Source organism: Halomonas sp. 72 (assembly GCF_052379785.1).
GTDB classification, from domain to species: Bacteria; Pseudomonadota; Gammaproteobacteria; order Pseudomonadales; family Halomonadaceae; genus Vreelandella; species Vreelandella citrativorans.
Window position 1 is genome coordinate 17,059 of sequence record NZ_JBQSYY010000026.1, and the last position, 14,991, is coordinate 32,049.

Sequence of the window (14,991 nt, forward strand, 5' to 3'; positions counted from 1 at the left end):
CATGGGCAGAAGGAACATTAACTTGATTTAACAAGAAGATATTGAGCTACTCAGCGCCCTAACAAGCGAGTAAAGCGCCTACTTTACAAGCGGGTAAACCTAATACATTAAGCGACGCATGGACACTGCAACACACGTGAAAGTTATTCATCACTGACAAGAGAATAACGATAGAGCCAAACGCCGATAAAATGACTACAATAACCGCGCATTATACAGGATGGCACCAGGGTGTAGCCACCTCCCCGCTTAAGCAAGTCATCAATCGCAAAGGTTTTTCGTGCTTTATCGTCACGTCTTCGGCAGTCTGTCGAGTTTTATATCCATCGGCACCCGGAACACCATCCCATGAAGCCCTTCCCCGCCCTACCTGCTACCTCGTTTACGCTATGAAAGCGGTTGCGATGCAAAGTACCCAAGCACCGCGCGCTCAGGCGCACTGGTTTTGGCTTGCCCCCCTGGTATTGCTGGTAGCACTGCTCGCCGGTACGGCGATTGGTGAAACCTCGATTCCTGTGGATACGATTCTCAAGGTATTGGCTAACCATCTTCTGGGCGCTAACTACGCCGTTGATCGCATTGATGCCGGTATTATCTGGAACTACCGCTTAAGCCGCGCCATTGTGGCTGCGTGTTGTGGCGCCGCGCTGGCGCTGGCCGGAGTGGTGCTTCAAGCGTTGCTGCGTAACCCCCTGGCGGACCCGTACTTGATGGGTATTTCTGCAGGCGCCTCAACCGGTGCCGTAGCCGTTACCGTAGCGGGGCTTGGTGCGGGTGCTTTCACTTTATCTGCTGGGGCGTTTGCCGGGGCAGTACTTGCCTTTGGCCTGGTGGTACTGCTTGCCCATGCAGCCAGCAGCGGGACTGGCGGTGGGCGCAGCACCCAAGCCGCCGGGGCTATTATTCTGGCGGGCATTGCAGGCTCTCAACTGTTTAACGCGCTGACCGCCTTCATCATTACCAAGTCGGCCAGCGCCGAGCAGGCACGCGGCATCATGTTCTGGCTACTGGGCAATCTTTCCGGCGTGCGCTGGAGCGATGTCGTGATCGCTTTACCTGCCGCCCTGGGCGGCTTGCTGATTTGCCTTTGGCACCGCCGCGCACTGGACGCCTTTACCTTCGGCGCCGACAGCGCGGCGTCCATGGGTATCGCCGTACGCCCAACGCGGGGGCTGTTAATTATTGCGGTAGCGCTGGTGACAGCCATTATGGTGTCGATGGTGGGTGCTATTGGTTTTGTCGGCTTGGTCATTCCGCATGCCATGCGTTTTATCGTGGGCACCCAACACACGCGCCTGGTGCCCGCTTCGGCACTTGCTGGCGCCGTGTTTTTGATTGGCTCAGATATTCTTTCGCGCATTCTGGTGCCCGGCCAGGTACTGCCCATTGGGGTTATTACCTCGCTGATCGGCGCGCCAGCTTTTGCGTTGATTCTTGTTCGCGGCACGAGGAACCGATGAAATTAACCGCTGAACAGCTGGGCTGGAGCGTACATGGGCGCACGCTTTTAAAGGACGTTTGCCTGGACGTTGCGCCCGGCCAAACCTTTGGCTTGATTGGCCCCAACGGCTCCGGCAAAACCACGCTGCTTCGCCTGCTGGCAGGTTTAAACAAACCCAAAACGGGCCATGTACACATGGGCGGTCAGCCGATCGCTAAAATGCGCCAACGCCATATTGCGCAGTCTATCGCGATGGTTGAACAGCAGGCGGAAACCACCGATAGAATTCATGTGCGTCAGGTGGTTGCACTGGGACGTACGCCATTTCTCACTGCGCTTCGCCCCTGGTCCGCCGAGGATGATGCGATTGTCGGCCAGGCACTGGATGACGTGGATATGGCACACATGGCGGACCGCCTCTGGCATACCCTTTCGGGCGGTGAGCGCCAGCGCGTTCATATTGCCCGGGCACTGGCCCAGCAACCCAAAATTCTCCTGCTGGACGAGCCCACCAACCATTTGGATATCCGCCACCAGCTCTCCATTCTTGAGCTGGTCAGGCAGTTGCCGATTACCGTTGTGATCACCCTGCACGACCTTAACCAGGCCATGGAGTGTGACCGCATTGGCGTGATGGACGGCGGACGACTGATCGCCAGCGGCCAACCACATGACGTGCTAACCACCCAGTGCTTACAAGAGACGTTCGGCGTGCATGCCCACGTGCTGGATGATCCCATTGACGGCAAACGGATCATGCGTTTTAGAAGCGCGGTTTAAACGCTTGGCGGCGGTGTAACGCTTTCTTTGCTAAGGTGTGGGTCCTTGTAACGGACTCTTACAATAAACGGGAAATCCACATGCGCATTTTGTTTACCGGTGGTAGCGGCAAGGCGGGTCGTCATGTAACGGCATACTTGCGCGACCAGGGCCACAGCGTCACCAATCTGGACTGGGTAGTTTCCGACGTGCCGGGCATCACTACGCTAAAGGTCGATTTGACCGACGCGGGTCAGGTATTTAATGCGTGCCAAGCCTATGCCAATTTCGATGAGCTAGAACCTGGTACCGGCATGCCACGCTACGATGCCATCGTTCACTTTGCCGCCATACCCGCCATTCTCCACCGGCCGGACAACGAAACCTACCGCATTAACACGTTAAGTACCTACCATGTGTTGGATGCGGCGACTCGGCTGGATATTCCCAAAGTCATTTTTGCTTCCAGCGAGACCACTTACGGCATTTGCTTTGCCGATGGAGTGAAGCAACCTGATTACCTACCGGTAGATGAAGAGCATCCCACAGTGCCGCAAGACAGCTACGCAACGAGCAAGGTGGTTAACGAAGTAACCGCACGCTCTTTCCAGGAGCGCTCGGGCATCGACATTTATGCCTTGCGCATTAATAACGTGATCGAGCCTCACGAATATCGCCAGAACTTCCCGGCCTATATGGACAACCCGGCACTGCGCCGCCGCAATATTTTTGCTTACATTGACGCTCGCGACCTGGGGCAGATGGTCGACTGCTGCCTGAAAACAGACGGCCTGGGTTACGAGGTGTTTAACGTCGCCAATAATGATCTGTCAGTAGGATTGAGCAATGCTCAAGTAGTGGAACGCTTCTACCCAAGCGTACCCATCAAGCAGGCAATGGGTGAATTTGAAACCTTTTACAGCAATGCAAAAGCCCGCCGCCTGGTCGGTTTCTCACCGCGCCATTCCTGGAGGGATGAGCTGGGGGAATGAGTTAAAGGAATAAGAAAAGAGTGGAGCTGGCGCAAAAATGGGCACTTTTCTGAAAAGTGCCCAGGTTTAGCCAAACTGGAGCGCCTACCGTTAGGCGACTAAACGCCGCCAGGTATTCGCGTAGGTGAGAACCTCTTCGCCCTGCCGTGCGGGAGGTATCAGCGCTGGCTCCACGAACGACCACTGGCGGCTGTCCTGGCCAAGAATCGCCGTGCCTTGCGTTGTTCCTGTACTGTCGGTACTGCCATACACGTTCTGAGCATGTTCGCTTCGCAGTGTCGCTAATACGTGCATATAGATCTTGTTGCCCGCAAAAGCGCCCTCCACAATAATGTCGCCTACTTGGCCTAACAAACTCAGACAACAGTCCGTCATCAACGCGCAGTAGACCGAGGCCAGGGCTGTTTTACCCGCGCCATTCAGCCGTTCGATTGGGCCGACGATCCGGCCGGTGCGGTGGCGAAAAGGCCCGCCCTGATCAACGAACGAGGGCAACGCAAATACCTCTTGGTCCATGACACGCTTCAGATCGACCAGCTCACCGTTAGCATCTCCACGTAACGTCTCCCACTCGCGCCCTCCCATAAAGCGAATGGTGGGCACAGGGGCACCGAAAGCGCTTACGTTGATCAGCATGTCGCGGGCCTCATCCAGCCCGTTAATGGCAGCACCAACTCCGCAGATAACGGTCCAGGTGCCGCTTGAAACAACGGCAAAAGGCGCTGCACGGTTCAAAAGATGGGGCACCAGCGAAGCGTTACTATCGTGAATACCGTTCAACACCTGGCAGCTATCCGGCAAACCGAGTGACTCGGCCAGCTCAGGCCGAACCGGGCCAAGCGATGCTCCTGTCGGTAAAATCGTAGGCAGCAGTGCTCGCCAGCCAAGCTGCTCTACCAGCGACGAGTAGTCACTTTTATGGGGGTTCCAAAGATCCGTATGGCAGCCGAGCGACGTGGCCTCCCCGGCTTTTATACCGGTTAATCGCCATCCCCAGTATTGGGGATACATCAAGATATCCGTGACCTGCTCAAAGTCTTCGGGCCACGCCTGTGAAAGCCAGTACAACTGACGGCCCAGGTTGAGCCCACCCGCCAAATCAGGACTACCTGTCTCCACGAAAGATGGCCGCACGCCGCGGTAGTCATTATTCAGTGCCGCGCACAGGTCACTCTCATAATCAGGGATCGGTAGCGCCAGCTCGTTGCCCGCCATACACGCCGCTGTAGCGCCATGAGTAGTCACACCGATGGAAACGACATGATAGTCACGAGCGAGGTCAGCCAGAGCTGCTTTCAGCCAGTCCCAGATAGCCTCCGTATCGATATGCGGATAGCGGCCGTTCCGACAAACCTCATTGCCCCGGCGTTTTTCCACCAACACTTTACCGCCATTTTCTCCAAGGCTGAGCGCGCAGAGTTTGATGTTGGTCTTGCCGATATCAAGTACCGCCAGTACCGATTGATGCTGTTGTTGAGTCATGGCAGGTAGAAAACCTCGGTTAGCGGCTGTGCTTCCGGCTCAAAAGAGTCGCGCTGGGTTTCCATAATGTCCGCCATGTATGCCCACCACCGCTGCATTACCGGGTGGGCTTTTAGCGCTGCTTCATCTAGCGGGCCTTCCGTTTCAAAGCTGGCAAACAGTTGCAGCGTTTGGGGATGTAGAAAGATGTGGTAATTGAAGATACCGCAGGCTTTCAAATGTGCTTGAAGTTCAGGCCAGAGGGCATCGTGGCGGGCGCGATATTCGGCTTCGCAACCTTGATGTAGCTGCATAACAGAGGCGTGGATCATTTGCGTTGCTCCCGCGCTGCCCGCAACCGCCCCGCCACCAGCGGAATACTGATCACGCAAATCAACATGGCGCCGATAATAATCGTCATCACGATACCCGGCACATTGAGCAGACCAAGCCCGAAGGTCACCAGGCCCATCAAGAAGACGGCAATGACGACGCCCACCATGCTGCCAGAGCCACCTAGAATACTTACCCCACCAAGCACGACCATCGTGATGATGCTCAGCTCCCAGCCAAAGGCGATAGAGGGTCGCGTGCTTCCTAAACGCGACGTCAGCAACACCGAGGCAAGCCCCGATATAGCCCCTACCATGACAAACAGAATCAGCTTGTGCTTGTTGACCTTAATGCCGGAATAGAGGGCCGCCGTTGGGTTATTACCGATGGCGTAAGTACGGCGGCCAAAATTGGTGTGATGTAGCAACCCATAAAATATCAGCGCCATCCCCATGAAAAGGGTGAATTCAAAGGAGAACACCCAGTAAACGTAGCCCTGACCGAAGAATTCAAAACCACTGGGGTAGTTAGTGAATGCGCCATCGCCAAGAATGACGTAGGTAATACCTCGATAGAGGCTCATGGTACCAATGGTGACGACAATGGAGGGTATACCGAAGTGGGTGACCACTAAACCATTAAACAACCCGCAGATAACGCCCACTGAAACGGCCACAAACACCAGCCCGCCCGGCCCCATGCCCGCTTCGGCAGCCAGCCCCATGCTCACCGAGGAGAGCGCAATGATAGAGGCGACAGACAGGTCTATCTCCCGGCAGATAATCAACATGGCCATGGGCAAGGCGATGATGGCTTTTTCAGTAAAGTTAAAAGTAGCGTCTGAGAGGTTCCAGGGATCAAGAAAATAGGGCGTGGCAAGGCTGTTAAACAGAAACACCAATACCGTTACCAATAATAAAAAAGTTTCCCAGCGCAACAGATGACGCAGCCAATGGTTGGACAAGCGATTAGGCACAGCCGTTTGAGTCATGGTATTTGCCATTGGTCAGGCCTCCTGATGCTGAGCGGGCGTGGCGCGTGTGCTCACCGCCCGGCGCAAAATAATACGTCCCTTGCTTCGCTCAGCCATTGAGTTGGCAATGACGGCGATGATGATAACGGCGCCAGAAATAGCCATCTGCCAAAACGGTGAAACACCCAGCACCGGTAAAGCATTATTGATGACACCCAGAAACAGAGCACCCAGCGCGCAGCCGAGTACGGTGCCGACCCCACCCATAATGCTGATACCGCCAATCACACACGCCGCAATCACCTGTAGTTCGAAGCCGTTCGCGACATCCACATAGGCAACCGCGTAGCGCGACACCCAAAGGTAACCGCACAGCCCCGCCAGCATGCCGGACACCACAAAGGCCTTGAATTGCACTTTGCCAACGCTCACGCCGGTGTAGAAAGCAGCGACAGGATTTCCGCCAGACGTAAAGAAATCGCGTCCGACGCGCAAATGGCGAGTAGCGAAATAGAAAGCAGCGACCACGATGATACCGATCCAACTCATCATCGGCATGCCCAACACCACCGTGCGTGGCAAGCTGATAAAGTCAGCGCTCATCTGATGGGCATTCACCCAGGCACCATCTGAAAGCAGAAAAATAGTACCGCGATAGATACTCATCGTACCCAGTGTTACGACAATGGCAGGCACACCAACAACCCAAACAAAGAACCCATTAATGGCACCAAGACAAGCCCCCATTGCCATGGCAAAAAGTATCAATAACGGCACCGGCACGCCGGGATAGGCGGCATTGATCATGCCCACCACCATCCCCGTTAAGGCCAGATTGGCGGCTACCGACAAGTCGATACAGCGGGTCAGGATAACCAGCATCTGGCCCATCGCCAGAATCATCAGAATAGAGGTATCGTTGAAGGCACTGACCAGGCTGTTCGGGCTTAGAAACGAGGGCGTGATAGCGCCCACCACTAATATCAACGCCAGGATTACCAGCGCCAGAAAACGCTCACGATGTTTAAGTAGCGCGGACATCATGCGGCCATTCCTCCAGTAGCTGCACCCACCACAGCTTCAGGCGTGGCAGTTGCGCGAGTAAATTCACGCACCATCAGGCCTTCGTGCATCACAATAATGCGGTCGGCCATACCGAGCACTTCAGGCAATTCTGAGCTGACCATAATGACCGCCAAGCCATCGTTAACCAGCTCTGACATAAAGTGATGCACCGCCGCTTTGGAACCGATATCAATACCTTTGGTGGGCTCATCAAGGACAATGATCTTTGGCCGTGTCGCGAGCCATTTGCCGATAACAACTTTTTGCTGGTTACCGCCTGACAGATTGCCTACTTTTTGATCCCAGCTTGAGGTCTTGACGTTAAGACGCTCGCCATAAGCCCGTGCCACGTCATATTCACGCGTCTCGTTTAATAAGCCCCAGCGGTTAAGCCGCCCAAGCTGTGGCAAGCTGATGTTTTGAAAGATGGGTAGATCCAAAATGACGCCCTGCTGTTGGCGCTCTTCCGGCACGTAAACAAGGCCTGCCTTGATTGCGTCAGCTGGCGAGCGGATAGTTACCGCTTTGCCATTAATGTGCACATTGCCGGTTGCTGCCTTCGAAAGGCCAAAAAGTGCCTGCATAATTTCAGTACGGCCAGACCCTACCAGTCCGTAAAAACACAGGATTTCACCCGCACGCACTTCAAAATTAATGTCGGCAAACTCGGTCGGGTGGTTCAAATTTTCTACCGTCATCATCGGTTCGCCGATAGCCACGGTCTGCTTGGGAAAGGTTTCGCTGACACTGCGCGCTACCATCATCTCAACCAGTTCTGCTTCAGTAACATCGCTGATCATGCCTTCGCCAGCAAAGGTGCCATCGCGATAAACGACATAGCGGTCGGCGATGGTAAAAATCTCATCAAACTTGTGTGTAATAAAAAGAATGGCCTTACCCGACTTCTTGAGGCGCTCAACGATGCCGTATAGCTCTTTGATCTCGTGGTGTGATAATGCGGCCGTTGGTTCATCAAGAACCACCACTCGGGCATCTACCGAGAGCGCGCGGGCAATAGCCACCATGTGCTTCTGGCCAATACTTAGCCCCCTCAAACGTGCTTTGGAGTCCAGGGGCGCATCAATATCAGCGAGGATTTCGCGAGTGCGCTCATACATGGCGGGCCAATCAAGCCGCCCCAAGCGACCGCGCGTCAGGTAGTTACCTGCGAATATGTTCTCAGTAACGGTCAGCTCGTCGAACAGCACCGTTTCTTGGTGGATAGCCGTGATGCCCAACTGGCGCGCGGCTTCAGGATCGTCAATGCAAACCACTTCGCCAGCGACCTGAATTTCTCCGCCATCGGGCTGATAGATGCCGGTCATGGTTTTGACCAACGTGGATTTTCCGGCGCCGTTCTCACCTACCAAGGCAGTCACCTGACCGGGATAGAGATCAAGCTTAACCCTGTCGAGAGCCGTCACGCCGGGAAACGTTTTGGTGACGTTTCTCAGCGCGAACACTGCTGTACTTTGTGTCATGGCTATTATCTTTGTTATTGGGTGTATTTATTTTTTGGTCAGGCGCTGCCGTAACAGCGCCAGCCCGATTTCGCGATTAAAAAATATCGGCAAAATCCTGAACATTGGTTGCGTCGTAGATGAAAGGCTCCGCCATGGCGGCACTGCCGTTCTCATCAAGCTGTGCAGTACCCATACGGCCCATGTCTACACTGGTTTCTGTTGCATTATCCATCACCAGGTTATAAGCGATGGTCGTTGCGGCGTAGCCCAAATCAATAGGATTCCAAATGGCAAAGTTATGCATGGCGCCGCTCTCCACGTGGCCAGCAAGCTCCGACGGCAGCCCCAAACCGGTGACATAAACCTCACCAACACGGCCTTCATCGCTCACCGCTTGCGCCGCGGCCAAAATACCGACCGTGGTTGGGGCGACGATAACGTCCAGATCAGGATGGTTACGCATTAGCGCTACCGCTTCGCGATAACTCTTGTCTGCCAGGTCGTCACCATAAACGGTGTCTACAAACTCAAGCTGGGGAAATTCCGGTAGCACTTTTTTCATCTCCTCAATCCAGACATTCTGGTTGGTCGAGGTAGGTGTCGCACTGAGAATAGCCATCTGACCCGAGCTAACGCCTTTGGCTTCTAACGCATCGGCCGCTAGCTGTACATTCATTCGGCCAATCAAATCATCACTGGAGGGGCTTAAGTGCACGCTGCGGCCCTCGGGTGCGACCCCAGAGTCCCAGGAAATCACTTTGATACCGCGCTGCTGGGCACGACTCAGGATAGGTACCAGCGCGTCCTGGTCGTTGGCGGAAACCGCGATAGCATCGACACGCTGGGCAATCAGCGAGCTGATTACCTCAATCTGGCCTTCAGCGGTTGTCGTGGTTGGGCCGGTGTAAATGATTTCTACATTACCCAGCTCTTCGGCTGCTTCCAGGGCACCTTCGTTGGCGGCCTCAAAGAAACCGATACCCATAGCTTTGACCACAAGGGCGATGCGTACATCATCTTCAGCATGGGCGGGTGCTAAGTAAGCAATCGACAGCAAAGCAATCGACATCATTGCCGTTAGGGCTGGGAAGAGTTTTTTGAACATCGTGCGCTCCAATTTTGTTGTTATGCCCCGACCCTGCTTTGAGCATCAGCCGGGGGCGGTCGTTTCAAGGCCTTGATTGACGATAATCAGCTGACAACCCGCATCTTCGATCATTTGTCGCCTTGAGGGGTCAATACCATCGTCGGTAATGACGATATCGACATGAGATAATGGGCAGACGATGAGATTACTGCGGTTTTCAAACTTACTGGAATCGACCAGCAATACTCTCTGATCGGCCTGGTCCAGCAGTTTCATTACCGCCTGCACAATCTGAGGATCTGCCTCCATCACCCCCTGAGGACCTACTCCCTGCGCCCCGATGAACAGCATCGAGGCATAAAATTGACTGGAAATATCATTCGGAAACGGACTCAAGATAATGTTCTGTTCCCGATATACGTTACCGCCTGGTAGCATCACCATGCACTTGCTGCGTTTTAATAACTGCTCGGCAATCACGAACGAATTCGTCAGTACCTGCAATTTGCATGAGCGCATGAACTCCGCCATGAAGTAAGTTGTCGTCCCGCCACTAATGGTGACTGACATCCCGTCTCCCAACAGACCCACCGCTTCCTTTGCGATGGCGCGCTTGGCCTTGGCGTTAATCAATTGATTAACCGAGTAAGGCCGCCCTACCAAGGAGGTGTTAGCGGGTGGATGCAAGGCTTCCGCTCCGCCACGTACCTTTTTCAATTTTCCCTGTCGCTGCAGTTCGTTGATGTCTCGCCGAACGGTCGCTTCCGAAGCGCCCAATAAATTTACCAAGTACCCGAGGGTAGCAATGGGCTTTTCTTCAACTTCCGCCAAGATGATTCGATGGCGTTCAACTTCATGCATTCGTTATCCTCATTCATCACTATATTTCATAATCGATCATCTGCAAGCCAATTTTGAATATTTATGATTGCTATTGACAGATAAAAATCTCGAATCGATACTTTTCTACAGATTAGACTCATAACTCGTCAAAATCGATCAAAAAGGTCGCAGCCAGACCTTTCAACACAATAGCTTTCACAATAGTAAGCACTCAACGCTATCAGTCCGGCTGCCGCTGCCCAATCACATCATAACAATACCCGAGGTATCTCATGCCCCAACAGCCCGCCAACCAGATCAATAATCGCTGGGATGACCGCCTGGCAGCCTCCATGAGCGAAGCCGAACAGCTGCATTACCGCTCCAATCTGCTCGGTGCCGACAAGCGTGTCACCAACTATGGCGGCGGCAATACCTCTGCCAAAATCATCCAGGCAGACCCGCTAACCGGTGAAAATATTCGGGTGCTTTGGGTTAAAGGCTCAGGTGGTGACATCGGCAGTATGGGGCTTGATGGCTTTGCGACCCTTTATCAGGACAAGCTTGAAACGCTTAAACAATTTTATAAAGGTGAGGCGCATGAAGATGAGATGGTGGGCGCACTTCTCCACTGCACCTTTAACCTGAACAGCCGCGCAGCCAGTATCGATACCCCGCTACACGCCTACTTGCCCTATACCCATGTTGACCACTTACATCCAGACGCTGTTATCGCCATTGCTGCGTCAAAGAATAGCCGTGAGCTCACCCAGGTGATCTACGGCGGCGACATTGGTTGGCTGCCTTGGCGCAGGCCGGGCTTCCAATTGGGCCTTGAGCTTGAAAAGATCGCCCGAGAGCAGCCGAATCTAAAAGGTGTGCTGCTTGAAGCGCACGGTCTGTTCACCTGGGGTGATACAGCCAAAGAGTGCTACCAAACCTCGCTGGATATTATTAACAAGGCCCAGAGCTGGCTGGACGAACAGCTCAAGGGCAAGGCAGCCTTTTCCGGCCCTCGCGTTACCAGTCTAGGCGCCGATAAACGCAAGGCCATCGCCGCTAAACTAATGCCGATTATTCGCGGTAAAACCAGTGGCCATCAACGTCAAGTCGGCCATTTTAACGACGCCCCTGAGGTTCTCGAATTCGTCAATTCCAATGATCTTGAAGCCTTGGCGGAGCTGGGCACTTCCTGCCCGGATCATTTTCTGCGCACCAAAATTAAGCCACTGGTCGTTGGCTACGACCCCGAAACCGACAACCTTGATGCCGTTATCGCTGGCCTGGATGAACAGTTAGCCGACTACAACCGCGACTACGCAGCCTACTATGAGCGTTGCAAGCGGCCAGACAGCCCCGCAATGCGTGACTCCAACCCCGTCGTTTATCTGCTACCGGGCGTGGGCATGATCACCTTCGCCAAGGACAAAGCGACTGCACGCATCGCCAGTGAGTTTTATCTCAACGCCATTAACGTTATGCGGGGTGCGTCCGGGGTTAGCGAATACATGGGCTTGCCCGACCAGGAAGCCTTTGATATTGAGTACTGGCTACTTGAAGAGGCCAAGCTGCAACGGATGCCTAAACCAAAGGCACTGGCTGGACGCATCGCGTTAGTGACCGGAGGTGCCGGTGGCATAGGCCAGGCCACCGCGGCTAGAATGGCCAACGAAGGTGCCTGTGTGATGCTGCTCGATATTGACGCAGAAGGCCTGAAAACGGCGCAACAAGCGCTCGCTGACACGTTCAGTGCCGACATTGTTTCCACCTGCCTGATGGATGTCACCGACGAGCATCAGGTCGAGGCGGCTATCGCCCAGGCCTGCGTTGCCTTCGGCGGGGTCGACATTTTAGTCTCTAACGCAGGCATCGCCTCCTCAGCACCCATTGATGAGACAAGCCTGGAGCTTTGGAACCGTAACCAGGCGATTCTTTCGACAGGTTACTTTCTGGTCACGCGTGAAACGTTCAAAGTGCTCAAGCAGCAAAAAACGGGCGGTAATATTGTCTTCGTTGCCAGTAAAAATGGCTTGGTGGCTTCTGCTAATGCAAGCGCTTACTGCACCGCCAAAGCGGCAGAGATTCATTTGGCACGCAGTGTAGCGCTGGAAGGTGCCCCGCTGGGCATTCGCGCCAATGTGGTTAACCCGGACGCCGTGCTACGCGGCTCTAAAATCTGGACCGGCAAATGGAAAGAAGAGCGTGCCAGCGCCTACGACCTGGACACGGATGAGCTTGAGGATCATTACCGCCAGCGCAGCCTGCTAAAGCTCAGCGTACTGCCTGAAGACATCGCCGAAGCTATCTACTTTTTTGTTAGCGACGCCTCAGCCAAATCAACCGGTAACATTCTTAATGTGGACGCGGGACACGCCCCTTCTTTTACACGCTGAGCCCCGCTTTAACTAACGCATAACTGGTGAATGTATGACAAAAACAATGATCAATGCTGACCGCATCCATAGTGATAACGAGCAGCGAGCGGCCGACCTTGACCGCGACTATCAGTACCTGGGCGAAAGACTTGCCCGTACCGACATTAGCATCGATACAATAACCGAACAGGCGCGCGGTCTGGAAATTGCCCTGCCCTCCTGGGGCGTGGGCACCGGTGGCACGCGTTTCGCGCGCTTTCCCGGTGAAGGCGAGCCACGTAATATTTTTGAAAAACTGGACGACTGCGCCGTCATCCAGCAACTGGCTACCATGACGCCGCGCGTCTCGCTGCATATCCCTTGGGATAGACCTTCTGATCCCAGCGAGCTTCGAGACTACGCTCTTGAGCGTGGGCTAGGCTTTGATGCCATGAACTCTAATACCTTTCAGGATGAGGCGGGCCAGAAGCTCTCCTATAAATACGGCAGCCTTACGCATACCGATGAAGCAACGCGCCGCCAGGCCATCGAGCACAACATTGAAGTGGTCGAACTAGGTAAGCAACTAGGCTCGAAAGCGCTTTCAGTCTGGATTGGCGATGGCTCCAACTTCCCCGGTCAGCAGCATTTTTCCGACAGCTTCGCACGCTACCTGGACAGCGCCAAAACGATCTATTCAGCGCTGCCCAACGATTGGAACATGCTAATCGAGCACAAGGTCTTTGAGCCCGCTTTTTACTCGACTGTGATTCAGGACTGGGGCTCGAACTATCTGGCCGCCAAGGAAACTGGCGAGCGCTGTCTTTGCCTGGTCGATTTGGGGCACCACGCGCCCAACGTCAACATTGAGATGATCGTTGCTCGTCTCGCCCAATTCGGAAAGCTGGGCGGGTTCCACTTTAACGACAGCAAGTATGGCGATGATGACCTGGACGCGGGTTCCATCGACCCTTATCAGCTATTTCTGGTGTTTAACGAGTTGGTTGATGTCCAGCGTAGAAACTCGCAGTTCGCGCCTTTCCACATGCTTGACCAATCGCACAATGTTACCGACCCCATTGAAAGCCTCATCTACAGCGCAGGGGAAGTACGACGCGCCTTCGTCAAGTCACTGCTAGTCGACCGCGAAGCCTTGGCACACCACCAACAGAACAACGATGCACTGATGGCCCAAGCAACGCTTAAAGCCGCGTTCAACCAGGATGTTGAGCCCATCCTGCAACAAGCGCGGCGCCTGGATGGTGGGGCTATCAACCCCATCGCCAGCTACCGCGCCTCAGGCTACCGCCAAACCTGCGGCGAGCAACGCCCAGCCGATGCAAACCGGAGTGGCTCAGGCATTGTTTAACTCGTAGGAAAAGCGCCAGCGGCATAGCCTGCTGTGTTTTTATTAGTAAAAGCAGGTGCTACGTTAATAGCGGCAACGACTCGCCGCTATTAACTATTTCAGTGTGATGTTGTCGGTTAACTCTCCTATAAGCAAATAGAAGGGTTAAGGCCGTATTGATCCCTTTTATTGGCCGGTTGCCTTACACCAAGTGGCAATTTTCGTTGTCGACCTCGCCAATACGGTTATTGAGCATGCGTAGCCTCTGGTCTCTCTGAACATGAAGTTTTCTATGCTTCTCGCCCTTGTTAATTTCGGGGGAAAGGTCAGCTGCCACGCTGATGTTTAACCGCCGCCCAATCATCAGGCTGCGCCTGTCATTGCGTTTCGCCATTAGGCGCAACCAGTCGCATGGGCGTACCCAACGCATCCGTGACGAAAGCACTAAGCACTTGGCCTTGTTGGCTATCATCAATACGCAGCATGGGCACAAAGCTGCCCGGCTCGTACACGATGGTCGAGCGCTGGCTCTCGCTTTCTTCGCGCACGATGCGGTCGCCATCCCAGCCGTAGTGGGTGGCGGTGGTGCCGTCCACCTAGCGCACGGTCTTGTTGATCCGGCGGCCCAGGCCGTCGTAGCGGTAGGTGGCCTCCGTGGTATGGCCATAGGCGCTGGTGTGGGTGAGCTGTACCAAGCGGTTGGCGCCATCGAACGGTAGCAGGTGCCGTTGAGTTGGCCGAGGCAGTTGTCGGAGAGCGCCTGCTGGCCGTCCAGGCGGTTACCGGCGGCATCGCAATCACTTGGAAGTGATCGCCTTGTGGAGCGCGCAGCTCATCCGGGCCAGGGCTGCAACTGTTTATTGAATCCAAGTTTTGAAGCTATCATAGCTTAC

At 54.4% G+C, this 14,991-nt stretch carries 14 protein-coding genes; 5 read left to right on the forward strand and 9 right to left on the reverse strand.

Features of this window, described 5'->3' with window-relative positions:
• Nucleotides 1-404: 404 nt before the first annotated feature.
• The 3 genes from ACT3T6_RS16485 to ACT3T6_RS16495 all read left to right on the forward strand — a co-directional run bounded on the left by ACT3T6_RS16485 (nt 405) and on the right by ACT3T6_RS16495 (nt 3,192).
• Nucleotides 405-1,460, forward strand: coding sequence for a FecCD family ABC transporter permease (locus tag ACT3T6_RS16485; protein ID WP_193053345.1), 1,056 nt, complete (start codon nt 405-407; stop codon nt 1,458-1,460).
• Nucleotides 1,457-2,221 carry an ABC transporter ATP-binding protein gene (locus ACT3T6_RS16490; RefSeq protein WP_193053346.1) on the forward strand — a complete coding sequence of 255 codons (765 nt, stop codon included), beginning with the start codon at nt 1,457-1,459 and terminating at the stop codon, nt 2,219-2,221. The genes ACT3T6_RS16485 and ACT3T6_RS16490 overlap by 4 nt, the downstream gene beginning before the upstream one ends.
• A gap of 80 nt (nt 2,222-2,301) precedes the next feature.
• Complete coding sequence (locus ACT3T6_RS16495; RefSeq protein ID WP_193053347.1) at nt 2,302-3,192, forward strand: NAD-dependent epimerase/dehydratase family protein; 891 nt, start codon at nt 2,302-2,304, stop codon at nt 3,190-3,192.
• Between the two features lie 90 nt (nt 3,193-3,282).
• On the opposite strand, the gene ACT3T6_RS16500 is transcribed toward ACT3T6_RS16495, so the two are convergent.
• From ACT3T6_RS16500 to ACT3T6_RS16530, 7 genes are all read right to left on the reverse strand, one after another.
• Nucleotides 3,283-4,674, reverse strand: coding sequence for an FGGY-family carbohydrate kinase (locus tag ACT3T6_RS16500; RefSeq protein WP_193053348.1), 1,392 nt, complete (start codon nt 4,672-4,674; stop codon nt 3,283-3,285).
• Complete coding sequence (locus ACT3T6_RS16505) at nt 4,671-4,985, reverse strand: L-rhamnose mutarotase (RefSeq protein WP_193053349.1); 315 nt, start codon at nt 4,983-4,985, stop codon at nt 4,671-4,673. Before ACT3T6_RS16505 ends, ACT3T6_RS16500 begins: the two co-directional genes overlap by 4 nt.
• Nucleotides 4,982-5,989, reverse strand: a complete 1,008-nt coding sequence (locus ACT3T6_RS16510; protein ID WP_193053350.1) for an ABC transporter permease — start codon at nt 5,987-5,989, stop codon at nt 4,982-4,984. Before ACT3T6_RS16510 ends, ACT3T6_RS16505 begins: the two co-directional genes overlap by 4 nt.
• A gap of 3 nt (nt 5,990-5,992) precedes the next feature.
• Nucleotides 5,993-7,003 (reverse strand): ABC transporter permease, encoded by a 1,011-nt coding sequence (locus ACT3T6_RS16515; RefSeq protein ID WP_193053351.1) that lies wholly within the window; start codon nt 7,001-7,003, stop codon nt 5,993-5,995.
• On the reverse strand, nt 7,000-8,505 hold the full coding sequence (locus ACT3T6_RS16520; RefSeq protein WP_193053352.1) for a sugar ABC transporter ATP-binding protein: 1,506 nt from the start codon (nt 8,503-8,505) through the stop codon (nt 7,000-7,002). The genes ACT3T6_RS16515 and ACT3T6_RS16520 overlap by 4 nt, the downstream gene beginning before the upstream one ends.
• A gap of 76 nt (nt 8,506-8,581) precedes the next feature.
• Complete coding sequence (gene rhaS / locus ACT3T6_RS16525; RefSeq protein WP_193053353.1) at nt 8,582-9,592, reverse strand: rhamnose ABC transporter substrate-binding protein; 1,011 nt, start codon at nt 9,590-9,592, stop codon at nt 8,582-8,584.
• Between the two features lie 45 nt (nt 9,593-9,637).
• Nucleotides 9,638-10,435, reverse strand: coding sequence for a DeoR/GlpR family DNA-binding transcription regulator (locus tag ACT3T6_RS16530; protein WP_087106121.1), 798 nt, complete (start codon nt 10,433-10,435; stop codon nt 9,638-9,640).
• A gap of 254 nt (nt 10,436-10,689) precedes the next feature.
• Between ACT3T6_RS16530 and ACT3T6_RS16535 the strand changes: the two genes are divergently transcribed.
• A complete protein-coding gene (locus ACT3T6_RS16535) occupies nt 10,690-12,789 on the forward strand; it encodes a bifunctional rhamnulose-1-phosphate aldolase/short-chain dehydrogenase (RefSeq protein WP_193053354.1) in 2,100 nt (699 codons plus the stop codon).
• A 34-nt stretch (nt 12,790-12,823) separates the two neighbouring features.
• Entirely contained in the window at nt 12,824-14,119 is a 1,296-nt protein-coding gene (rhaI, locus tag ACT3T6_RS16540) for an L-rhamnose catabolism isomerase (RefSeq protein WP_193053355.1), read from the forward strand.
• A 181-nt stretch (nt 14,120-14,300) separates the two neighbouring features.
• On the opposite strand, the gene ACT3T6_RS16545 is transcribed toward rhaI, so the two are convergent.
• Nucleotides 14,301-14,492: a hypothetical protein gene (locus ACT3T6_RS16545; protein WP_193053356.1), complete on the reverse strand. Its 192-nt coding sequence runs from the start codon at nt 14,490-14,492 to the stop codon at nt 14,301-14,303.
• The gene (locus tag ACT3T6_RS16550) at nt 14,476-14,694 is read right to left on the reverse strand and encodes a hypothetical protein (protein WP_193053357.1); all 219 of its coding nucleotides are present in this window, start codon (nt 14,692-14,694) and stop codon (nt 14,476-14,478) included. Before ACT3T6_RS16550 ends, ACT3T6_RS16545 begins: the two co-directional genes overlap by 17 nt.
• Between the last annotated feature and the right edge of the window lie 297 nt (nt 14,695-14,991).

Coding starts and splice junctions, on each gene's coding strand:
- ACT3T6_RS16545 (WP_193053356.1), bottom strand. CDS start 14,492: ATGGCGAAACGCAATGACAGGCGCAGCCTGATGATTGGGCGGCGGTTA.
- ACT3T6_RS16510 (WP_193053350.1), bottom strand. CDS start 5,989: ATGGCAAATACCATGACTCAAACGGCTGTGCCTAATCGCTTGTCCAAC.
- ACT3T6_RS16495 (WP_193053347.1), top strand. CDS start 2,302: ATGCGCATTTTGTTTACCGGTGGTAGCGGCAAGGCGGGTCGTCATGTA.
- ACT3T6_RS16500 (WP_193053348.1), bottom strand. CDS start 4,674: ATGACTCAACAACAGCATCAATCGGTACTGGCGGTACTTGATATCGGC.
- ACT3T6_RS16505 (WP_193053349.1), bottom strand. CDS start 4,985: ATGATCCACGCCTCTGTTATGCAGCTACATCAAGGTTGCGAAGCCGAA.
- ACT3T6_RS16490 (WP_193053346.1), top strand. CDS start 1,457: ATGAAATTAACCGCTGAACAGCTGGGCTGGAGCGTACATGGGCGCACG.
- rhaI (WP_193053355.1), top strand. CDS start 12,824: ATGACAAAAACAATGATCAATGCTGACCGCATCCATAGTGATAACGAG.
- ACT3T6_RS16535 (WP_193053354.1), top strand. CDS start 10,690: ATGCCCCAACAGCCCGCCAACCAGATCAATAATCGCTGGGATGACCGC.
- rhaS (WP_193053353.1), bottom strand. CDS start 9,592: ATGTTCAAAAAACTCTTCCCAGCCCTAACGGCAATGATGTCGATTGCT.
- ACT3T6_RS16485 (WP_193053345.1), top strand. CDS start 405: ATGCAAAGTACCCAAGCACCGCGCGCTCAGGCGCACTGGTTTTGGCTT.
- ACT3T6_RS16530 (WP_087106121.1), bottom strand. CDS start 10,435: ATGCATGAAGTTGAACGCCATCGAATCATCTTGGCGGAAGTTGAAGAA.
- ACT3T6_RS16520 (WP_193053352.1), bottom strand. CDS start 8,505: ATGACACAAAGTACAGCAGTGTTCGCGCTGAGAAACGTCACCAAAACG.
- ACT3T6_RS16515 (WP_193053351.1), bottom strand. CDS start 7,003: ATGATGTCCGCGCTACTTAAACATCGTGAGCGTTTTCTGGCGCTGGTA.